Source organism: Streptococcus intestinihominis, assembly GCF_046824975.1.
Lineage (GTDB): Bacteria > Bacillota > Bacilli > Lactobacillales > Streptococcaceae > Streptococcus.
Window position 1 is genome coordinate 88,335 of sequence record NZ_JBKQBL010000003.1, and the last position, 20,532, is coordinate 108,866.

23 protein-coding genes are annotated in these 20,532 nt (G+C 42.9%); 3 read left to right on the forward strand and 20 right to left on the reverse strand.

Going from position 1 to position 20,532, the window contains the following annotated elements; translation table 11 throughout:
- From ACLOR3_RS05545 to ACLOR3_RS05555, 3 genes are all read left to right on the forward strand, one after another.
- The coding region (locus tag ACLOR3_RS05545; protein WP_412037063.1) for a DUF1727 domain-containing protein at positions 1-312 on the forward strand (312 nt) is incomplete at its 5' end.
- Positions 312-1,100, forward strand: coding sequence for a lipid II isoglutaminyl synthase subunit GatD (gene gatD, locus ACLOR3_RS05550; protein WP_411400457.1), 789 nt, complete (start codon positions 312-314; stop codon positions 1,098-1,100). The genes ACLOR3_RS05545 and gatD, both read left to right, overlap by 1 nt.
- 9 nt (positions 1,101-1,109) lie before the next feature.
- On the forward strand, positions 1,110-1,400 hold the full coding sequence (locus ACLOR3_RS05555) for a LapA family protein (RefSeq protein WP_048689338.1): 291 nt from the start codon (positions 1,110-1,112) through the stop codon (positions 1,398-1,400).
- A gap of 184 nt (positions 1,401-1,584) precedes the next feature.
- Here ACLOR3_RS05555 and ACLOR3_RS05560 read toward each other — a convergent pair whose 3' ends face one another.
- From ACLOR3_RS05560 to ACLOR3_RS05655, 20 genes are all read right to left on the reverse strand, one after another.
- Positions 1,585-2,763: an MFS transporter gene (locus ACLOR3_RS05560; RefSeq protein WP_411400458.1), complete on the reverse strand. Its 1,179-nt coding sequence runs from the start codon at positions 2,761-2,763 to the stop codon at positions 1,585-1,587.
- A 108-nt stretch (positions 2,764-2,871) separates the two neighbouring features.
- Complete coding sequence (locus ACLOR3_RS05565; RefSeq protein ID WP_411400459.1) at positions 2,872-4,050, reverse strand: MFS transporter; 1,179 nt, start codon at positions 4,048-4,050, stop codon at positions 2,872-2,874.
- Positions 4,051-4,075: 25 nt separating this feature from the next.
- Entirely contained in the window at positions 4,076-4,948 is an 873-nt protein-coding gene (locus tag ACLOR3_RS05570) for an XRE/MutR family transcriptional regulator (protein WP_411400460.1), read from the reverse strand.
- 4 nt (positions 4,949-4,952) lie between these two features.
- Positions 4,953-5,309, reverse strand: coding sequence for a hypothetical protein (locus ACLOR3_RS05575; protein ID WP_411400461.1), 357 nt, complete (start codon positions 5,307-5,309; stop codon positions 4,953-4,955).
- A gap of 54 nt (positions 5,310-5,363) precedes the next feature.
- Positions 5,364-7,271 (reverse strand): ABC-F family ATP-binding cassette domain-containing protein, encoded by a 1,908-nt coding sequence (locus tag ACLOR3_RS05580; protein WP_411400462.1) that lies wholly within the window; start codon positions 7,269-7,271, stop codon positions 5,364-5,366.
- A gap of 82 nt (positions 7,272-7,353) precedes the next feature.
- A complete protein-coding gene (locus tag ACLOR3_RS05585) occupies positions 7,354-7,725 on the reverse strand; it encodes a hypothetical protein (RefSeq protein WP_411400463.1) in 372 nt (123 codons plus the stop codon).
- On the reverse strand, positions 7,722-8,447 hold the full coding sequence (locus tag ACLOR3_RS05590) for a matrixin family metalloprotease (protein WP_195214068.1): 726 nt from the start codon (positions 8,445-8,447) through the stop codon (positions 7,722-7,724). Before ACLOR3_RS05590 ends, ACLOR3_RS05585 begins: the two co-directional genes overlap by 4 nt.
- 166 nt (positions 8,448-8,613) lie before the next feature.
- Positions 8,614-9,456, reverse strand: coding sequence for a DNA/RNA non-specific endonuclease (locus tag ACLOR3_RS05595; RefSeq protein ID WP_411400464.1), 843 nt, complete (start codon positions 9,454-9,456; stop codon positions 8,614-8,616).
- A gap of 75 nt (positions 9,457-9,531) precedes the next feature.
- Complete coding sequence (locus ACLOR3_RS05600) at positions 9,532-9,720, reverse strand: DNA-directed RNA polymerase subunit beta (RefSeq protein WP_023022752.1); 189 nt, start codon at positions 9,718-9,720, stop codon at positions 9,532-9,534.
- On the reverse strand, positions 9,710-10,993 hold the full coding sequence (gene murA, locus ACLOR3_RS05605) for a UDP-N-acetylglucosamine 1-carboxyvinyltransferase (RefSeq protein WP_006596619.1): 1,284 nt from the start codon (positions 10,991-10,993) through the stop codon (positions 9,710-9,712). Before murA ends, ACLOR3_RS05600 begins: the two co-directional genes overlap by 11 nt.
- A gap of 66 nt (positions 10,994-11,059) precedes the next feature.
- Positions 11,060-11,290, reverse strand: a complete 231-nt coding sequence (locus ACLOR3_RS05610) for a DUF1146 family protein (protein ID WP_154858505.1) — start codon at positions 11,288-11,290, stop codon at positions 11,060-11,062.
- Positions 11,291-11,377: 87 nt separating this feature from the next.
- Positions 11,378-11,797, reverse strand: coding sequence for a F0F1 ATP synthase subunit epsilon (locus ACLOR3_RS05615; RefSeq protein WP_411400467.1), 420 nt, complete (start codon positions 11,795-11,797; stop codon positions 11,378-11,380).
- 13 nt (positions 11,798-11,810) lie between these two features.
- Positions 11,811-13,217: a F0F1 ATP synthase subunit beta gene (gene atpD, locus ACLOR3_RS05620; protein ID WP_411400468.1), complete on the reverse strand. Its 1,407-nt coding sequence runs from the start codon at positions 13,215-13,217 to the stop codon at positions 11,811-11,813.
- A gap of 88 nt (positions 13,218-13,305) precedes the next feature.
- The gene (locus ACLOR3_RS05625) at positions 13,306-14,187 is read right to left on the reverse strand and encodes a F0F1 ATP synthase subunit gamma (protein WP_195324135.1); all 882 of its coding nucleotides are present in this window, start codon (positions 14,185-14,187) and stop codon (positions 13,306-13,308) included.
- 15 nt (positions 14,188-14,202) lie between these two features.
- Positions 14,203-15,708 (reverse strand): F0F1 ATP synthase subunit alpha, encoded by a 1,506-nt coding sequence (gene atpA / locus ACLOR3_RS05630; protein ID WP_411400469.1) that lies wholly within the window; start codon positions 15,706-15,708, stop codon positions 14,203-14,205.
- Between the two features lie 15 nt (positions 15,709-15,723).
- Positions 15,724-16,260 carry a F0F1 ATP synthase subunit delta gene (locus ACLOR3_RS05635; protein WP_411400471.1) on the reverse strand — a complete coding sequence of 179 codons (537 nt, stop codon included), beginning with the start codon at positions 16,258-16,260 and terminating at the stop codon, positions 15,724-15,726.
- Positions 16,260-16,754 carry a F0F1 ATP synthase subunit B gene (gene atpF / locus ACLOR3_RS05640; RefSeq protein WP_411400473.1) on the reverse strand — a complete coding sequence of 165 codons (495 nt, stop codon included), beginning with the start codon at positions 16,752-16,754 and terminating at the stop codon, positions 16,260-16,262. Before atpF ends, ACLOR3_RS05635 begins: the two co-directional genes overlap by 1 nt.
- An 18-nt stretch (positions 16,755-16,772) precedes the next feature.
- A complete protein-coding gene (atpB, locus tag ACLOR3_RS05645) occupies positions 16,773-17,489 on the reverse strand; it encodes a F0F1 ATP synthase subunit A (protein ID WP_048717198.1) in 717 nt (238 codons plus the stop codon).
- A gap of 32 nt (positions 17,490-17,521) precedes the next feature.
- Positions 17,522-17,722, reverse strand: a complete 201-nt coding sequence (locus ACLOR3_RS05650) for a F0F1 ATP synthase subunit C (RefSeq protein WP_023022742.1) — start codon at positions 17,720-17,722, stop codon at positions 17,522-17,524.
- A 272-nt stretch (positions 17,723-17,994) separates the two neighbouring features.
- Positions 17,995-20,532, reverse strand: a 2,538-nt coding sequence (locus ACLOR3_RS05655) for a ZmpA/ZmpB/ZmpC family metallo-endopeptidase (RefSeq protein ID WP_412037064.1), incomplete at its 5' end; no start/stop codon positions are given.

Sequence of the window (20,532 nt, forward strand, 5' to 3'; positions counted from 1 at the left end):
CTCCTCAATGCTAACTATGCTGATGGGATCGACACTAGCTGGATCTGGGATGCGGACTTTGAGCAAATCACCAAGATGGACATCCCAGAGATCAACGCCGGAGGGGTACGCCACTCTGAAATTGCCCGACGACTTCGGGTTACAGGCTATCCTGCTGAAAAGATCACAGAAATGGCTGAATTAAAAGAGGTCTTCCAACGCATCCAGCAACAGGAAACTCCTCACGCCTATATCTTAGCCACCTATACGGCCATGCTTGAATTCCGTGAGATTTTGGCCCAAGAACACCTGATTGAAAAGGAGATGAATTAATGACCTACACTTCACTACAATCCCCTGATCAGGAAAACTACCAGTACGAATTGAGAATTGCCCATCTTTATGGGAATCTGATGAATACTTATGGGGACAATGGAAATATCCTCATGCTCAAGTACGTTGCGGAGAAACTTGGTGCTCATGTCACTGTGGATATCGTTTCTCTCAAAGACCGCTTTGATCCAGATACCTACGATATCGCCTTTTTCGGTGGAGGCCAAGACTACGAACAGACCATTGTATCAGAAGATCTAGCAGATAAAAAAGAAGACATCGAGCGCTTTATTGATGAAGATGGTGTAGTCCTTGCTATTTGTGGTGGCTTTCAGCTTCTAGGCCAGTACTATATTGAAGCTTCTGGCAAACGCATTGAGGGCCTTGGTATTATGGGGCATTACACTCTCAACCAAGAAAACAATCGCTATATTGGCGACATCAAGATCCATAATGAAGAGTTCAATGAAACCTACTATGGTTTTGAGAACCATCAAGGTCGCACCTTCTTGGCAGAGGATGAAAAACCGCTGGGCAAGGTTATCTACGGAAATGGGAACAATAAAGAAGATGGTTGTGAAGGGGTTCATTACAAAAACGTCTTTGGCAGCTACTTCCACGGTCCTATTCTCTCTCGCAACGCCAATTTGGCCTATCGCTTGGTGACAACAGCTCTAAAGAAAAAATATGGACAAGACATCGTCTTAGCCACTTACGATGATATCTTAAGCCTTGAAAAGGCGGAAGAATATACTGATGTGAAAAGCAAAGCTGAATTAGAAGAATAGGGAGACAAAATGAATAAACGAAAACTACAATATGTTGCACTACTGATTGCAGTCTTGCTTATTGCGATTATTTCCTTGGCCAATATGCAAACGGTGACTGTGAACTTTTTGCTGGTCCAATTTAAACTCCCTCTCATCATTTTGATTCTGGTTTGTGTCCTTCTTGGTTCGCTGGTGACTTTCTTAGTCAGCCTTCCAAAAAATTTCTCATTAAAACATGAGTTAAAAACCGCGAAAAAACAACTAGGACAAAAGATGTCAGGTGATAAAGAAGAAAAAATCAAACAAATCGAAAACTGAGAGTGGGACAGAAATCGGTCATTCGTTAGAATTCGATTTCGTCGTCCCACATCCGCACAGTTGAGTAGGGCTGTAAAAGCTGATGAAATCAGCGTAGTAGAGCCCACTCAACCACTGCGTCTTGCTCGACAATCCAAAGACAATTGAGAGGCTAGGACTTTTGTCCCAGCCTCTTCATGCTGATCTAATGATTTTTTGATGGTAACTGCTTGGCGACTACTTGAGCTAAGAGTGAAAAGAGAATAACGCCAGCACCAATGAAAAGAAAAGATACCATGCGGACACTTGGTAACCAAGTCATCAAGCCTTTAGAGATGGGCATAAAGAGAATGGCCAGGGTAAAAATAGTGCTTAAGACCCTGCCCAGATAGTCTCCTTCCACCTTGGTTTGCACTTGGGTAAAAAAGTGGATATTAAAAATCGTCATAAAGAGTTCACAGACTAAATTTCCAGAAAAGGATAGAAGAGGAGGAAGAGGCAAACCCATCATGAATACTCCTACTCCTGTTAAGATCAATAAGAAGAGAAGCATCTCCATGCTTGATTTAAATTTATTGGCGATCAAGGCTCCGATGATGGAGCCAATAGCCCCCAAAGTTAAGATGGTCGCATAAGCGCCCTTGACCCCGTAGAGTCGATTCGAAAAGGGAAGTAAAAACTCAAAAGCTGCAAAAAAGAAATTGACGCTGGAAGCCACCAAGAGAAGGAAGAAAATCTCTTTCTGATGCCAGATATAGTGCAATCCATCCTTGATATCCGAAAAAATATCTTTTCCTGTGAACCGTTTCTTTTCTTGAACCTTTGCTTCTTCTTTCGGAAGGAATGCCACTAGGACAAAGGCGATGAAAAAGGTCAGCGCATCCAGTAAGAGGGTCGCATGGAGACTGGCAAATTGTAAAACAAGGAAAGAGAACACAGGTGAGCTAACACCGACAACCTGTAAGACCAACTCCAAGCGTGCATTATAGGTCACAATCTCATCCTTCTCTACGACTTCAGTGATAATGGCTTTGTTGGCCGTACGAGAAAATGCAAAGGCAATGGCCTGGACAATATTGGCAACAATCAAGGCTGCAATCATCCAACGATCGTTCCTGATAAAGGAAATCGCTAAACAAAGGAGACCACAAACCAAGTCGGTTGTCATCAAAATCTTGCGACGGGAAAAACGGTCTGAGATCACGCCACCAAAGGGATTGACTAAAATAGAGGTGACAAGTTCAGAAATCTGATAAATCCCCAATACTGTCTTTCCTATAGTCCCCATCGAGGCCAGCCAGACACTATTCCCATAATCATAGAGCATATTTCCCATTCGATTGATCGCCCCACGAGCAATTAATTGGACTGCATGTCGATTCATAAAAAACCTCCTTCATTTTCTGAAACTATTGTATCAGTTCATGAAAGAGGTTTTCATTTTGTCCCTTATTTGGGAAAAATAATAAATTACAATTTTATAAAAAGGATCCTACTGTTCTTTTGATTGAAGCTGCTTAGCTACTAGCTGAGCCAAGAGTGAAAAGAGAATAACTCCAGCTCCAATAAAAAGAAATGATTCCATGCGGACACTTGGCAACCAAGTCATCAAACCTTTGGCGATGGGCATAAAGAGAACAGCCAAAGTATAAATCGTACTCAAGACTCTCCCCAGATAATCATCTTCCACCTTGGTTTGCACTTGAGTAAAAACGTGGATGTCGAAAATGGTCACAAAAAATTCACAGACCAGATTTCCCGAAAAGGAAAGATAAGTCGGAAGAGGCAAGCCCATCATGAACACTCCGACCCCTGCCATGATCAGTAAAAACAGGAGAATTTTCATACTTGATGTAATTTTATTGGCAACAAGTGCTCCTAGAATAGATCCAATAGCTCCCAATGTTAAGATGGTCGCATAAGCCCCCTTGCCCCCGTAGAGTCGATTGGAAAATGGAAGTAAAAACTCAAAAGCCGCAAAAAAGAAATTAACGCCGGAAGCCACCAACAAGAGAAAGAAAATGTCTTTCTGATGCCAGATATAGTCTAACCCCTCCTTGATATCAGAAAAAATATCTTTCCTCGTAAACTGTTTCTTTTCTTGAACCTTTGCTACTTCTTTCGGAAGGAATGCCACTAGGACAAAGGCAATGAAAAAGGTCAGCGCATCTAGTAAGAGGGTCGCATGGAGACTGGCAAATTGTAGAACTAGGAAAGAAAACACGGGAGAACTGACACTAACAACTTGTAAGACCAGCTCCAAGTGCGCATTATAGGTTACAATCTCTTCTTTCTCCACAACTTCTGTAATAATGGCTTTATTGGCAGGTCGAGAAAAACCAAAGGCAATGGCCTGAACAATATTGGCAACAATCAGAGCCGCAATCATCCAATGATCATTTCTAATAAAAGAAATCGCCAAACACAGGAGACCACACACCAAGTCGGTCGTCATCAAAATCTTGCGACGAGAAAAACGGTCTGAAATCACCCCTCCAAAAGGATTCACGAGGATCCCTGTCACTAACTCAGAAATCTGATAGATTCCTAATACCGTCTTTCCTATAGTCCCCATTGAGGCCAGCCAGACACTATTCCCATAATCATAGAGCATATTTCCAATTTTGGTAATCGCTCCACGACTAATTAATTGGACCGCATGTCGGTTCATAAAATCTCCCTTATCTCTCTCCTATTTAGGAACATTCATCTATTACAAATTTATCAAAGTGTTCTTGATAATAAGCTACCTGCTCTGGAAGACCTAGCACATCAAAAATATGCATAGCCTCTTGCATTTGCTGACTACCTTCTTCTGTTTGCCCCTTCTGATAGAGGGCAAAGCCCTTGAGGTAATGAAAGACATTGCGTTCGTAAAGTTTGATGCTCTTGCCGATAATCTTTTCCACATAGGCTTCAAAATAGCTGGCATTTTCAAAAGAATGATGTTCTAGACAATGCTGGTAGCAATTGAGGGCTAGAATCAAGACCAGTTTTCGATGGCGACCAATTTCCTTGTAGAAATCTTCCCGCTCCATCACTTCTCTACCAAGCCGAGTGACATAATCCACATCATAAAAGCTATAAAGATTGCCAAAGAGAATCAACTCATACATGGTCCATTCTTCCGTTTGAAAGAGATAGTCCGCCACCTTTTCCAGATCACTTTGCTTCATCGTGTAGCTGGCATCTCTCTGGCAAATCAGCCCTTGTAACAAAATCCAATTCAATTCAAAATAGAGGGGATTGGTCGAACGTTTAGCCTTTTCAAGTTGTTCTCCTTGAAGCCTTTGAAAACCAGCAATATCATTTGCATAGTAAAGCGGAATAATCTGAGCCATCAAGGCCACATGCTCATGGTGTTGAAAATTTCTGGCCTTATCCATGAAATTCTCAATCGTCACATGGATATTGTCCAAAATGTCAAAGAAGCGCGACGCAGCCAGATCTGATTCGCCCAATTCAAAACGGGATAACTGAGAGGTCGAGCAGGCTTCTCCTGCAGCTTCTTTCAAGGAATAATTTTTACTCATTCGAAATTCACGAAAAACTTTTCCTAAATCTTCCATTTGATTACCACTTAAATTCCTTTAAGGACCTTTCTAACTCTTGCAAGTATCCTTCGTAGAATCCGTGATCCTCTTTCACGGAAAAATCTAATTGCCTTAAGTAAGAAATCAGCCAATCAACCAATAGATCATACTGATGAAGAGGTAGGCGTTTCATCTGCTCTTCAACAAAAGAAATGGCCTCTGCAAAGCGCTGCTCTTCTAAAACTTGCTGAAGATAGTGAGCCCCGTTGATGAGTCTTCCTTCCTCATCCTCATACTGCCCCAAATCTAAATTCTGAATCTGTAGGCGCAGAGTTGTACCAATTATATCGGCTACACCTTTAATCTGCTTCATAAACCAATCATTTTCAGCCGTCATAATGTTCTCCTTAGGCAAATTAGAAAACTACACTTTCTCCGCTAGATTTTCCATCTATTCCACCTGCTCTGACAGTTCTGCCCACTCTTCCATAACCGCTTCCTGCTGAATTGTCAGTTTGTCCATCTCACTCTGCAATTGAACTAAATCTTCTGCATCATTGGTGCTATGCATGGTTTCGGTGATGGCTTGAATTTTTTGATCCAGCTCTTCCATCTCCGCTTCCAATTGCTCAATGCGACGAGTGATTTTACGGAGTTCCTTTTGGTTTTGCTTTTGCAAGTGATAATCATTGCTGGTGACTTCTTCCATTGAAGCAGCGGGCACAGCTTCTGCTTGCGCTACAGCAAGGGCCTCTAACTCTGCTTTTTTCTCCAGATAATAATCATAGTCTCCTAGGTAAAGAGTTGAACCCTCTTCTGAGAGTTCTAAGACTTGGGTGGCTACCCGATTGATAAAGTAGCGGTCGTGGCTGACAAAGAGAAGAGTCCCGTCAAAATCAATCAAGGCATTTTCCAGCACTTCCTTGCTATCGATGTCCAAGTGGTTGGTCGGCTCATCGAGAATCAAAAAGTTGTTATTCTCCATGGATAGTTTAGCCAAGAGCAGGCGCGCCCGCTCTCCACCTGACAGCATGCCGACGGTTTTCTTGACATCGTCCCCAGAGAAAAGGAAGGCTCCCAGGCGATTGCGAATTTCCACTTCTGGTGTTAGCTTAAAGTCATTCCAGAGTTCATCCAAAACACTGTTGTGAGGGGTTAGCTTACTTTGGGTCTGGTCATAGTAGCCTACCTCGACATTGGCCCCAAAACGGGCTTCTCCTTTGATAAAAGGAATCTGTCCAACGATGGACTTGATAAGAGTCGATTTCCCGATCCCATTTGGTCCTACAATAGCGACCGCATTCATCTTGCGGATATCCAGATTGATGGGCTCTGATAGGACTTGATCGTCATAGCCGACAGCTGCCTCTTCTACTGTCAAAACGACATTGCCAGAGGTCTTATCAGAATGGAAGGTCATATGGGCAGACTTGGTCCCAGCTTCGGGCTTGTCTAGGCGCTCCATTTTTTCCAACTGCTTGCGACGAGACTGGGCCCGCTTGGTGGTCGAAGCCCGCACTAAATTGCGATTAACAAAGTCTTCGAGAGCAGCGATTTCTTTTTGTTGCTTCTCGTAGTTCTTGGCTTCGGTCAGGAGTTTTTGCTCTTTTTGCTCGACAAAACTGGAGTAATTGCCGACATAGCGATCCAAAGAATGCTTGGTCAAATCCAAAGTAATGGTTGCGACCTTGTCTAAGAAATACCGGTCGTGGCTGACAATGAGAAGGGCCCCGCTATAATTGACCAAGTAATTTTCCAACCAGGCAATGGTCTCAATATCCAAGTGGTTGGTCGGCTCGTCCAGTACCAAGAGATTTGGTTTTTCCAAGAGCATCTTGGCCAGAGCTAGACGGGTATTTTGCCCTCCAGACAGCTCTTCAATCTTCATCTGCCACATGGACTCATCGAACTTGAAGCCGTTGAGAATCGCACGGATATCTGCTTCATAGGTGAAGCCACCTGCCTGACGGAATTCTTCCGATAGACGGTCATAGTCCTGCATGAGTTTTTCTAAGTCAGCGCCAGTTGTTTCCCCCATCGCAAACTCCATCTGACGCAAGGCTTTCTCTGTCTTTCGGAGGTCGTCAAAGACATGAAGCATCTCATCGTAGATAGTATTGGACGACTCAAAGCGACTATCTTGAGCGAGATATGAGAGGGAAAGGTCCCGTTTTTTATTGATTTCCCCAGAAGTCGGCTCTTCTTCTCCCACCAAGATTTTTAAGAGCGTCGACTTGCCAGCTCCATTCTTTCCGACCAGGGCAATCCGGTCCCGTTCATCCACTTGCAGGCTAATGTTATCAAAAAGAACCTCCCCTGCAAAAGAGCGTTCAATTTTGTTGGCTTGTAAAATAATCATAGTTTCATTGTACCTTACTTTTGACAAATTGACAATTGAAGAAAAGGCCAAACGCTAGACGCGCTTGACCTTTCTTCACTTTTTAAATCGCTGAGACATTGGAAGCCATTTGACTGTACTGATAGGCTAGGAAAAGCCCGGTGCCAATCACTAGCAAAAACAAGCCCCATTTGATGACGCCCTTCACAAAGCGAATCACAAGCAGGATAATCATGGAGCCAATCAGCCAAGTAATGGCCGAATGGGAGAAGAAAGCTTGAACAGCTTCCCTATTGTTCCCGAAAAATTGACGGACTCCCTCAGGAGCATAATTTTCCCAAGCCTGTTGAATGCCTAATTCATGGGAAATTACTTGCCCTTTTTGGGATATCCAAAGAAAGATTCCAGAGTTAAACACAAAGAGTGCCACTTGTTCTGGAAAGGTTCGAATAAGATACAGTATCCGTTTGATCATTCTGACTCCTTATATAGTTGACGAACAGCTTCAATATCCCTCGCTTGGATGCTATAAAAGGAACCAGCCGACTGCATGACGGACTCTTCCTCATTATGGTCCAAACCAATGGCATGGCCTAGTTCATGCTCAGCTGTATTCACAATCCGTTGATGGGAATAGTTGTACTGCTTATTTAATAGGTAATAGCGATTCAAACGAACAATCACACGTTTGAATCGATGGGTTAAAACATTGGTCTGGGATTCTGCCTCACCTGCTGCAGAAACCGTGCTATCATCCATCTCTGTTAGGAGGATATCCGCCTCTTCTTCACTGGTGACAAGTTGGAAAGTGAAGGCCCCTGTCTGATTCCAAGACTCAAGCGCTTCCTCATAAGCAAGGGTAAAGGTCTCATCCATCGCAGGATCTAGATAAACTTTTGCAGTTGCCTGATCCCACCTTGCTCCTGTAGAGGTATGGCCATCAGTTGCTAGGCCTTCTTGAGCAGATGGGCTCCCTTGACTTAGCATAGGACCAGTTCGATGAAAGTAAGCATCCACCTGCGTGACAACCGTTTGGGCCGCACGACTGACGCCGTCTATCCCACTACCGGTTTTACCACTAAAGAACAGAACACCAACTACTAGGGCAAAACTGAGAGCTAGGGTCCAAAACAAGCCCCAAATAAGACTCCAAATGGCCCGTATTAGAAAACGAATCATGGCTATAATAGTTCTCACAAGCTCCTCCTTTCCTTGGGAAGACCTCTGTTTAGGTCTAGAAGAGAATAGTATACCTTAGTTTTCTTAAAATAAACTAAAGATTGCAGTCATGAATAGAAAAAGATTCAGTTGACTACAAAGCCAACCGAATCCTTCTTATCTTGCTTCTTCTTTTCCGTTTAGCTTAACGATGCACTGTTACTTTTCCCGTACGATAATCCAAACTAATCCCACTCTGAACATTTGGAACAAAAACATTAAACTCTAGACTACCATCACTAGATTTTGCTTCAATTTGACTGCCGACTGGTACCAAATCATCATCCGATGCATAGTGGAGAGTCACTCGATAACGAACCCGCTTATTATTGTCTAAGGCCTTCCGAACAATGGTCTCATAATAATTTTGTCCTGTCGAAAAACTATCACGAGCTTGATTCGCCCAAGCTGTTTGAACCGCTATATTTTTTGGATTGCTCGTTGAGGCATCAAAACCATCAAGCTTACCTATCAAGGCATAGCCGAGAAGGTGTCCCCGATCAACCGCATGGTCGTATTCCCCAGCTAAATTGGTTACTTGGTGCCAGCCAGCTGGCGTCCAATCTACATCTGTCTGCTCTCTCTTTTGGTATTGACGAGTCGCCTTGGTCATCAAAGCGTTGGCAACTGTGGGAATTTCTCGTCCTTTTACAGTCTTTGTCTTCGTATCTGCATAAGGGAGACTCGCAACATCTGCATCCAGATTGGTTTTGTTCTGGTTAATAATGAAAGCGCCCGCTTCGTTCCATTGAATGTTCTTTCCTAGTTTCGTACGAACACCATCCGTCAGAACACTCTCTGCTAGTTCCTTACTCGGTGTTGCTTGTTGACTCGAAGTGACAACCGTTTGAACTTGAGAGTGACTAGCGACTGGCTGGGGTTGACTAAAATAATACCCGCCGATCGAGAGAGCTGCAGCCACCACCAAGCCTAGTAAGGTTTGTCCCGATTTTTTCATTTTAAGTGGTTTCTTTTGATTGTTTGCCATAATGATTTCCTCTATTTCTACTGAATTGGAAAGAGCCTGGGATCACGATCTCAAGCTCCTCTTTTTGATAAATAGTTACTTACCTGTAAATTTCTGAAGGATTTCCTTCCATGTATCTGGCGAGAGAATAGACCAAGGATCCTTCCCATTACCAATGATACCATATCCAATGACCAAGCCAAGAGCGAAGACAATCGCTAAAATAGTAAGAACCAATAGGACGATTCCCAATTGTTTTCCAATTGCTTTTAATTTAGTTTTCATCATCATCTTCCTTCACACGACGTACATCTGCTCCAAGAGCCACCAATTTCTCATGGAATTTAAAATATCCACGGTCAAGGTGTGTTAACTTGCTAACTTTGGTTTCTCCCTCAGCTACAAGCCCCATTAAAATCAAGGTCGCACTAGCACGCAAGTCTGTCGACATCACTTCAGCCCCTTGTAAGCTAGCTCCACCTTGGATGCGGGCTGTATCTCTCATAATGTCTGAGTGTAAGCCCATCCGACGCATCTCTTCCAAGTGTTGGAAACGATTTTCAAATACTGTTTCAATCATAGTCGATTCACCAGAGGCCATGGCCATCAAAGCAGTAAATTGAGCTTGCATATCTGTAGGAAAACCTGGATAAGGCAAGGTTTTTACCGTCACTGGTTTCAATTTAGAGACATCTGAGCGAATGCGAATACCATTTTCTTCTTCCGTTACTTCAACACCCATTTCTTGCATCTTAGAAAGAAGAGGACGGTTGTGTTCCCAGATAGCATCCTCGATTAAAACGTCTCCACCTGTCATGGCTGCACCAACCATGAAAGTGCCTGCCTCAATTCGGTCTTGAACGACATTATGAACCGCTCCATGCAGGCGATCCACCCCAACAATTGTCAAGGTTTCTGTACCTGCTCCACGTACCTTAGCACCCATCTTATTCAAAAGAGAGGCCAAGTCCACGATTTCAGGTTCGCGGGCCGCGTTCTCAATAACCGTTGTTCCATCTGCTAAGGTTGCTGCCATCATGATATTTTGCGTCGCACCTACGGATGGGAAATCCATGTAGATATGAGCTCCTCGAAGACGATCTGCTTTTGCTTCAATGTAACCAGCCGTTTGGGTGATTTTTGCTCCCATGGCTTCCAGACCTTTAAGGTGGAGATCAATCGGACGACTTCCAATGGTACAGCCACCCGGCATGGAAACTTTGGCATGACCATTCCGGGCCAAGACAGGACCTAGAACGACGATCGAAGCTCGCATCTTGCTGACATATTTGTAAGGTGCTTCTTCTGTTAATGGTTGCGTCGCATCAACGACTACAGTATTGGTTTCTTCATCAAACGTAACTTGTGTGTTCAAGCCACGAACGACATTGTTCATTGTAAAGACATCAGATAAAACAGGAACATTGGTCAAAGTTGTTGTTCCTTCACTGGCCAAAACAGTTGCTGCTAAAAGAGGAAGGACTGCATTCTTTGCTCCTTCGATTTTCACAGTTCCAACTAGGCGATTTTGACCACCATTTACAATAATTTTATCCATACTCGTTATTACTCCATTTCATTCAGTCACGACTACTATCATACCATAAATTCATCAAAAAAGAAGCTAAAAGTTCCCGTTAAACAGTTGCCGACTGAATTCGTAAATACTGATAAAGAAGCTACTAGTCAAATAGCCTAAACTAATGCTGATCAATAAAATAAGAAGCCGAATTTTCACAGCTGTATCGGCGCTTACCTTTAAAAAACGCTCCCACTGAACCACCGTTGAAAGAAGGTGGTAGGCAAAGGAAATAAACAATAAGTGACTGCAAAAAGTAAAAATCATTTGAATCATATCTCTATTATACCATAAGACAAAGTTTCCTTTCATATTCTTAAGATGCGAAAAAAAGAAGTCGATCCAATCAACTTCTTTTTGTATTTATAATCGATTTCCGACATTAATCCGGTTAATAGCGCGTTGAAGGGCAATTTTTGCACGACGCTCCATATCAACAGAATGTTGATCTTTGGCTTCTTCAAGGGCTTTTTCAGCACGCATTTTTGCACGCTCAGCCCGGCTAATATCAATGTCTCGAGCGCGTTCCGCCGAATCCGCTACGATGGTAACGACATTATCTGCCACTTCGATAATCCCACCATTCACGGCGATCCAATCAATGTGTTTTTCGTCATCGACCCGACGGACCTTGACTTGGTCTACAGCCAAAACCGCAATGGTATTGATATGACGAGGTAAAATCCCTAATTCACCATCAATTGTCTTGACAGATACAAATGCGGCATGATGATCATAAACCAGTCCATCCGGTGTAACGATTTGGACGTTCATTTGACTCATCTTTCACCTCTTCTTAGAATCCCATTTTTTTAGCTTTTGCAATCACATCTTCGATCGAACCGACACCACGGAAGGCATCCTCAGGTAAGTGGTCGTGTTTCCCATCCAAAATTTCCTTAAAGCCACGTACAGTTTCTGCAACCGGTACATAAGAACCAGGTTGACCAGTGAATTGTTCCGCTACGTTAAAGTTTTGAGACAAGAAGAATTGAATACGACGGGCACGAGCTACCAAGGTCTTTTCATCATCAGACAATTCATCCATCCCCAAGATAGCAATGATATCTTGCAATTCATGGTAGCGTTGAAGGACGCGTTTGACCTCAGAAGCCACCGCATAGTGCTCTTCTCCGACGATTTCTGGAGAAAGGGCACGAGAGCTAGATGCCAATGGGTCAACGGCAGGGTAGATCCCCAATTGTACCAATTTCCGCTCCAAGTTGGTGGTTGAGTCCAAATGGGCGAAGGCTGTTGCTGGGGCAGGGTCGGTATAGTCATCGGCTGGCACGTAGATGGCCTGGATCGATGTAACAGAACCTTTCTTGGTTGAGGTAATCCGTTCTTGCAATTGCCCCATTTCAGTTGCCAAAGTAGGTTGGTAACCAACGGCTGATGGCATCCGTCCCAAAAGGGCTGATACTTCAGATCCGGCTTGGGTGAAACGGAAGATATTGTCGATAAACAAGAGAACGTCCTGACCTTCGACATCACGGAAGTATTCCGCAATGGTCAAACCAGTCAAAGCTACACGCATCCGTGCTCCTGGTGGTTCGTTCATTTGTCCAAAGACCATGGCTGTTTTTTCGATAACGCCAGATTCTTTCATTTCCCAGTAAAGGTCATTCCCTTCACGGGTCCGTTCTCCAACTCCGGTAAATACAGAGATCCCACCGTGCTCTTGGGCAATGTTGTGGATTAATTCTTGAATCAAGACGGTCTTCCCAACTCCGGCACCACCGAAGAGGCCGACCTTCCCACCTTTCAAGTAAGGGGCAAGGAGGTCAATGACCTTGATCCCTGTTTCAAGAATTTCTTCTGAAGTAGAAAGCTCATCAAAGGATGGAGCTTTTTTATGAATGGATTCACGAGGAGCATCTTCTGGAAATGCTTCTTCCAAGTCAATGGTATCTCCCAAGACGTTGAAGACCCGTCCAAGAGTTTCTTTTCCGACAGGTACAGAGATTGGACGACCAGTGTCCAATACTTCCATCCCACGAGTCAAGCCATCTGTTGATTCCATGGCAATGGTTCGAACGACACCATCCCCAAGTTCAAGAGCTACTTCAAGAACGACTTTTGATTTTTGTTGGTCATTTTTATAGACTACAAGCGCATTATTAATCTCAGGGAGTTTATCGCCCGCAGCAAAAGCTACGTCAACGACAGGACCTACAACCTGAGAAATTTTGCCTAAACTCATGTCATTCTCCTATTCTATTAAGTTTCTAAGCTTGTGAATACACACCATCAAGCTTATGTTTGTATTGTTAAAATGTGCATCGAATCAACTACTCAAGCGCACTCGCTCCTGCAACAATTTCCGTAATTTCTTGCGTAATGGTTGCCTGACGAGCTCGGTTGTATTGAATGGTCAATTCATCAATTACTTTCTTGGCATTGTCTGTTGCGGTTTGCATGGCCATCATACCGGCAGCATTTTCAGCTGTTTTGGCATCAATGATGGCTCCATAAATCATACTTTCTGCAAACTGTGGAAGCAATTGATCCAAAATCGCATCGCGGTCTGATTCCAACTCCAGATTCAAGATATAATCTTCATCTGCTTCATTGGGGTCCAAGTCAATGATCGGAAGCATTTGCTCTACCCGCAATTGACTGGTCAAACTGTTGACGTGGTGATTATAACAGACATACAATTCATCAAACAATTCATTTTGATACATTTGGACTGTTTTGGTGATGATCTTCCGCACTTCATCAAAGCTTGGTTGATCAGCTAGACCACGCAGTTCATAAACCGGCTGGATGCCTCTTGCTCTAAAGAAATCTGCCCCAATACTTCCAATACAGATGACTTCAAAATCCTCACCTGTCGGATGGTATTCTTCCTTCAGTTCCATGACAGACTTGAGGATAGAGGCGTTGTAGCCTCCCACGAGTCCACGGTCAGAAGTGATGACAATATAAGCAGACTTTTTGACCGGACGACTCTTTAAAAATGGATGGTACTTAGCATTTTCAGCCTCGTGTCCATGTAAGAGGTCGGTCAATAGTTTACGAACCTTAGATGCGTATATTTGGAAGTCCTTGGCAGCTTGCTCAGACTTCCCAAGTTTGGCAGCAGATACCATCTGCATAGCATTTGTAATTTGACTGGTATTCTTTGTCGATGCAATTTTATTTTTGATATCATTTAAAGAAACTGCCATCTGCCACTCCTATTTCTATTTGAAACTTGATTGGTTGACAAAGTCAGTAATCACTGCATCCATTGTTTCTTCACTCGGAAGATCTTTGGTAGTACGAATGGTTTCAAAGATATCTGCATGATGTGCTTCTACAAAGGCAAACAATTCCTCTTCAAAGCGAAGGATATCATCAACTGGTACACTATCCAAGAATCCATGTGTCAAAGCATACAAGATCACCACCTGTTTTTCAACAGTTAATGGTTCATGGACCGGTTGTTTCAAGACTTCTACTGTCCGGCGACCACGGTTCAACTTAGCTTGAGTAGCCGCATCCAAGTCACTACCAAACTTGGTGAAGGCTTCCAACTCACGGTAGGAAGCTAGGTCAATACGGAGAGTCCCCGCAACCTTCTTCATGGCCTTGATTTGGGCTGATCCACCAACCCGTGAGACAGATGATCCCGCATCGATGGCTGGACGAATACCTGAGTTAAAGAGGCTATCTTGCAAGAAGATTTGTCCATCTGTGATCGAAATCACGTTAGTTGCGATATAAGCGGAAATATCTCCTGCTTGTGTTTCAATAATTGGAAGCGCAGTGATGGAACCACCACCCAATTCATCTGATACTTTGGCAGAACGTTCCAATAAACGGCTATGAAGGTAGAAGACATCCCCTGGGAAGGCTTCCCGTCCTGGCGGACGACGAAGAAGAAGGGATAATTCACGGTAAGCAACGGCTTGTTTAGACAAATCATCATAGACGATCAAAACGTGTTTGCCATTGTACATGAACTCTTCGGCCATAGCAACCCCTGCATATGGAGCAAGGAATAGCAATGGAGACGGTTGTGAGGCTGATGCTGTCACGACAATGGTATAATCCATTGCTCCATACTTGCGAAGTGTTTCTACTTGTGTCCGAACCGTTGATTCTTTTTGTCCAATTGCGACATAGATACAGATCATGTCTTGATCCTTTTGGTTCAAGATGGTATCGATGGCAATAGAGGTTTTCCCTGTTTGACGGTCTCCGATAATCAATTCCCGTTGGCCCCGTCCGATTGGAACGAGGGCATCAATGGCTTTCAAACCAGTTTGTAGGGGTTCTGAGACAGATTTCCGTTGCATAACACCAGGAGCTGGTGTTTCAACTGGACGGAAGGTATCTGTTACGATCTCTCCCAAGCCATCCACTGGTTGACCAAGAGGATTGACAACCCGACCAATCAAGGCATCCCCAGCAGGGACTTCCATGATTTTACCAGTCCGACGAATCGAGTCTCCTTCACGAATATCCGTGAAGTCTCCAAGGATGATAATCCCGACATCCGTCGTTTCCAAGTTTTGCGCCATTCCGTATGAGCCGTTTTCAAAGATCAACAACTCACCACTCATTGCATTTTCAAGGCCATGAGCACGCGCAATCCCGTCACCAATATAGGTAACGACTCCGGTCTCTGTGACGTCAAAATTTGGCTGGAAATTTTCAATTTGTTGCTTAATTAAAGCGCTGATTTCTTGTGCGTTAATCGCCAAAATTCACACCACTTTCTATTTCAAATTTGCTTTTATGACTTGCAATTGACGTTTGAGACTAGTATCTAGGGTCTTGTGATTTGCTGAAACCACAAAACCACCAATCAAATCTGGATCGATCTTTTGTTGGATCGAGCGAACTTGAATCCCAAATTTTCTTTCGATAATGGGTACTAGCTTTTGCTCTTGAATGGGATCCAAACCAGCAACTGTCGTAACAGTGACGACAAAAGCGTTGCTCAGCGATTGAATCTGCTCCAAACAAATCGTTACAATGTCATAAAATAAGGCTTCACGATGATTGAGAATCACCACTTCAATCAAATGGTCGAGTAATTGTGAATCAGAGGGTTGAAAAAGTCGTAGACTTTTTGCTTTCTCTTCATCCTCTACACCGATATGAGCTAAAAAGTTAGCAAGTCCAGTCTCCTCAAAAATGCCCTTGATTTGGGTTAATTTTTCAAAGACAAGATCTTGTTCTCCTTTTTCAAAGACCAATTGAACAAAAGGCTGGGTATATTTCTCAATCACCATCAGTTGCTTTTTGTCCATTAGGCTTCTCCTAATTCATCAAGATAGCGATCGATCAGTTGACGTTGACCTTCAGCATCCAGCTGTTGGCTCAACAATTTGCTGGCAAGACTGACAGTGAGATCTGCCACATCGCCTTTGATACTGTTCAATGCTTCTTCTTTGTTATGCGCAATTTCTTGTTGCGCTTTTTCTTTCAAACGTACTGCTTCTTGAGTGGCTTCTGAAAGGATCTGAGATTTGTTCTTTTCAGCAGTTTCCTTTGCATTTTCGACGATAGACGCAGCTTCTTTGCGGCTACCTGCCAACTCTTCTTCACGTTTACTTGCTAGTTCCTCAGCTTTTTGACGAGCTGCTTCTGCTTCATCAATATCATTGGTAATTTTTTCAGCACGCGCATCCAAAATACTGGTAATATTGCCCCAAGCATATTTCTTTACTAAAAAGATTAGTAATAGGAAGGAACCAGCGATCAGAATAAAGTCACCAATAATGGTACCAATAGTTAAATCCATCTTCTACTCCTCCTCTACTTACTCTTCCTCACCGTTTATTTTTTTACCAATGTACATCGAAGACAACATGGTAAATACATAAGCTTGGATACATGAAATGAAAATCGAAAAGGCTGTCCATAACATGCTTCCAACAAAGGCTGCTGGATACCAATAAAAAGCCAGTTGCGACAAGCTTAGTAACAAGGATGCTAAGACTTCACCAGCAAAAATATTCCCGTAGATCCGAATCGCTAAGGATGCAAAATTGGTCACCTCTTCTAGGAGGTTCATCGGGGTCATAAATCCTGGTGTTGCAAAAGCCTTCAAGTATTCCTTAATGCCTCGGCGACGAATTCCTTCCACATGAGCAATCAGGGTGATCAAAAATGAAAGAGATAGGTCATATCCAAGGTTAGCCGTTGGGGAAGTCCATAAGTTATAACCGTTTGTTGTCTGAATTTTTGCCATCAAGCCAATATTATTGGCTACCAAGATAAAGAGAAAGAGAGAAAACAAAAATAAAGAGTAATCCTTCATATAATGTTCCCCAATGTTTCCCTTGGTAAAACCGATAACAAAATCATAAACCATCTCCAGAGCATTTTGCTTGCCCTTTGGACGAAGGGTCATTTTGCGACTTGCCCAATAGACAAAGGCAAAGACCGTCAAAACAGTTACAAGAGACATGGCAAGTAGGGTCAAATCAAAGGATACTGGTCCAATATTTAGGGTTGGATTCACACTTTCTTCCAAGGTTTGACACCTCCTTTTCTAAATAGAGTTGTCTATTTAATAACGAAGGCCATGGCCAAAGTTACAAAGAAAGTACCTTCGACAAAGGCAACACCAAGGATCAAAAGACTACGCAATTGACCAATAATTTCTGGTTGACGTGATGCAGATTTGAACAGATTGCTCATCATCAAACCTTCTGCAAGTGACACACCAAAGCAGGCTAAACAAAGACCTAAAAATGTTAAATTCATGATGAATTCTCCTTTTATAAATTTTACCTCCTTAGTTTACTCCTAAAAGATATAATAGTCAAATGTTTGCTTAGAAAGAAAACGTTTTACTATGATTCTGTCACCACTTTTAAAATACTTCTTGCCAATAGCGTTCAAAAGATTCTCATTATCTTTAGACACTTTGTCTATTTTTGTATTTCACACAAATTTATATTATTTTCATCAGAAGAGGAGGCATTATTACCAAGGATAGAAAAAACTCACCTGACGAGCAGATGAGCATTTTCTTTCTATTTAAAAATAGAGGTTTTGAAACTGTCTGTTTGTTGCAGCAATTTCTTAAAGACTTTTTCTTTCAGTGAAACCGTATTGTCAAACTTGACAGAGCCGTTACTTAGGGTAGCCTTATCTTTATCAACTGCTTCAGCAAATGCACGTTTCAAGTCTTCATAAGTGCTGTAAGTAGTGCCATCAACTTCAATAGCCTGCATTCCATTTTTGGCACTGGTCCCAACTTCATTGAAGTATGCTTTCTTCCAATCTTCAAGGGTAGTGAATCTTCCATCAGAAATCTTCTGAATTACGAAGTCATCTCCTAGAGTGGCAAGTCCAGCTTGTTTGGACTCTTGTTTATACTTGTTTGAAGCATAACCTAGGAATCCTTTTTCATAGCCATAATAGCCCCAAATCCTGAAGGTATTGTGTTTGAAGGACATAGCTCCAGGAGCCCCTTCACTGGTGTTCCCACCATAGATACCTGTCATCATCGGCACAGTCACATAGGCTGAACCAAAGTCAGATGGATTATAGACTCCATTACCAGGACCACGATTGGTCATGAAGTTGTTGGTGATGAGATCATCTACTGTATGTAAGGTGATGGCTTTTTCCTCATCACTCAAAGGACGCACCTTATCAAATTGATTCTTGGTGTTAGCCCCTCGGTATTGCTTGTCAACCTTCTTGAACCAAGCATTGTTTAATGCCTGACTGCCTTTGTTGAGGACGGCTTCCCCTTCTAGGTAATCCAGAAGCATGAGGGTGTCATTATAGCCCTTCATGTAGCGATCAATCTCCTCGCGTGAGGTGAGATTATTTGGATTGGTATTGTACCATTGGTTTCCATCGTTAGGACGTTCATAGGCCATGTTGAGACCTAAGGCCTTGTATTCCCCATTTGGATTGGATACGGATGGTGTTTGGAGCATACCTTGGGCAAAGGCTTCAATATCGGTTCCTTCACGGTGTATCCAACCACCTAAGTAAACCATGCGGTCATTGACGTGCGTCGTTTCGTGGGTAAAGGCAGAAACCCCAAAGTCACTGATCATATCAGTCACCATAAAGAAGACAGAGTCGTCTTTATATGGGTTTCCGTAAATTCGCGCCACTGCTCCCATCCGCCAATCTGTCGCATGGTAACGATCGGTTGGACCATACAACTCCCGAATTGGAGCGACATCTTTACCACTGTTGGTATGACCATAACGATCTGTACTAATGCCCTTGTAGTTTTGGTTATCAAGGACAGGGGTCGGCACCATATTATTGCTCTTCAAGAGTTGATTGCGTACCTTATCCGTTGCTAGACGTGACCAGAAATCTAGGTAATTCTGTTGTCCTTTAGCCACCTTATCAATTTCGGCTTTGAAGACAGTTCGTTCTGCTTCCGTGTTCTTGCCATATTTCTCGAAGGAACTATAGGCCATGGTATTGTAGGTTGAAATCAAGAACATATGAGCATCTTTTAAGTTCAAGAGTGGCAAGATCATTTTACCGTGAACATCATTGTTTAAGCCCTCATAGGCTCTGTGTTTAGCAGACGCGAATGCTGGATTGGTCGTCTCAGGTTCCACAATATAGACATTGTCTTTGGTTGCTTTGATGAACCAATCATTCAAGTCTGTATCACTTGTAAAGAGCTCCATATTGTATTTCAGGAAGTCATTTAAGTTACCAGAAAGAGTCGATTTAGCCACAACTTCTCGGAAAGCATCGTGGGTACGAGTCCCTTTGATGTAGTCTTCTTTTGAACCAATTTCAATCAAACGGTCTAAAACATCGACATTCTTCCCATAGAAGTCTGGCTTGAACAACATGAGCTGCTTGATATTGAAGTTATCAAACTTAACTCCGTAGTAACGATTGAGGTAAGACAAACCAAGAAGAACAGCGGCCTTGTTGTCATCAACTTTCTTGATAAGGGCCCGTTTGGCAGCCTCATCCGTGTTCAATTGATGGTCTTGGTTTTCAACCAACTGTTTCACAAAGTGAGTCAAATTATCCTTCACCTCTTTGAAGGATTCTTCAAGATAAAGGTTCTTAATGGCATTGACCTTGTTTGGACCAGTTCTACCAAGATGTGTGTAGATTGGATCCGATTGCAATTCGACTGGACTTAATTTTTCAACAATGGCACTAATGAGATCACTACGATCTTTGTCCACCATATTCGGCGTGTAGACTACTTCTCCGAGCTCCGCTACACTGTACTCTTTGACTTGTTTGACCTTAGAGTCTTTCGGTGTAATGCTGAAGATATCTTTTGTCTTATCGGTATAATGGATTAGGATATGGTCGGCATCAGCTAGTTCAGTGACAAAATCATTGCCCTTCATAGCGGTCACAGACAAGACTTCCTTGGTCAAGAGAGGACTAGTTGCAGCCAGTTTATTCCCTTGGTCAACAATCCATTCTTTATTATAGAAAGGTTGCAATTTAGCAATATTGCGGTAAGCTAGCTCACGATTCGCATCGTAAGCAGTGATGGCCTTGTATTGATCGTCTTTGCTAACAAGGTGATTGAGCGTATCTTCAATCGGTTTGCT

Excerpts from the sequence above, each read along its gene's own strand:
- murA (WP_006596619.1), bottom strand. The coding sequence starts at position 10,993 with ATGGATAAAATTATTGTAAATGGTGGTCAAAATCGCCTAGTTGGAACT.
- ACLOR3_RS05625 (WP_195324135.1), bottom strand. The coding sequence starts at position 14,187 with ATGGCAGTTTCTTTAAATGATATCAAAAATAAAATTGCATCGACAAAG.
- ACLOR3_RS05600 (WP_023022752.1), bottom strand. The coding sequence starts at position 9,720 with ATGAAAACTAAATTAAAAGCAATTGGAAAACAATTGGGAATCGTCCTA.
- ACLOR3_RS05575 (WP_411400461.1), bottom strand. The coding sequence starts at position 5,309 with ATGACGGCTGAAAATGATTGGTTTATGAAGCAGATTAAAGGTGTAGCC.
- ACLOR3_RS05560 (WP_411400458.1), bottom strand. The coding sequence starts at position 2,763 with ATGAATCGACATGCAGTCCAATTAATTGCTCGTGGGGCGATCAATCGA.
- ACLOR3_RS05555 (WP_048689338.1), top strand. The coding sequence starts at position 1,110 with ATGAATAAACGAAAACTACAATATGTTGCACTACTGATTGCAGTCTTG.
- ACLOR3_RS05610 (WP_154858505.1), bottom strand. The coding sequence starts at position 11,290 with ATGATTCAAATGATTTTTACTTTTTGCAGTCACTTATTGTTTATTTCC.
- atpD (WP_411400468.1), bottom strand. The coding sequence starts at position 13,217 with ATGAGTTTAGGCAAAATTTCTCAGGTTGTAGGTCCTGTCGTTGACGTA.
- ACLOR3_RS05580 (WP_411400462.1), bottom strand. The coding sequence starts at position 7,271 with ATGATTATTTTACAAGCCAACAAAATTGAACGCTCTTTTGCAGGGGAG.
- ACLOR3_RS05635 (WP_411400471.1), bottom strand. The coding sequence starts at position 16,260 with ATGGACAAAAAGCAACTGATGGTGATTGAGAAATATACCCAGCCTTTT.
- ACLOR3_RS05570 (WP_411400460.1), bottom strand. The coding sequence starts at position 4,948 with ATGGAAGATTTAGGAAAAGTTTTTCGTGAATTTCGAATGAGTAAAAAT.
- atpF (WP_411400473.1), bottom strand. The coding sequence starts at position 16,754 with ATGGATTTAACTATTGGTACCATTATTGGTGACTTTATTCTGATCGCT.
- gatD (WP_411400457.1), top strand. The coding sequence starts at position 312 with ATGACCTACACTTCACTACAATCCCCTGATCAGGAAAACTACCAGTAC.
- ACLOR3_RS05650 (WP_023022742.1), bottom strand. The coding sequence starts at position 17,722 with ATGAATTTAACATTTTTAGGTCTTTGTTTAGCCTGCTTTGGTGTGTCA.
- ACLOR3_RS05585 (WP_411400463.1), bottom strand. The coding sequence starts at position 7,725 with ATGATCAAACGGATACTGTATCTTATTCGAACCTTTCCAGAACAAGTG.
- ACLOR3_RS05615 (WP_411400467.1), bottom strand. The coding sequence starts at position 11,797 with ATGAGTCAAATGAACGTCCAAATCGTTACACCGGATGGACTGGTTTAT.
- ACLOR3_RS05595 (WP_411400464.1), bottom strand. The coding sequence starts at position 9,456 with ATGGCAAACAATCAAAAGAAACCACTTAAAATGAAAAAATCGGGACAA.
- ACLOR3_RS05565 (WP_411400459.1), bottom strand. The coding sequence starts at position 4,050 with ATGAACCGACATGCGGTCCAATTAATTAGTCGTGGAGCGATTACCAAA.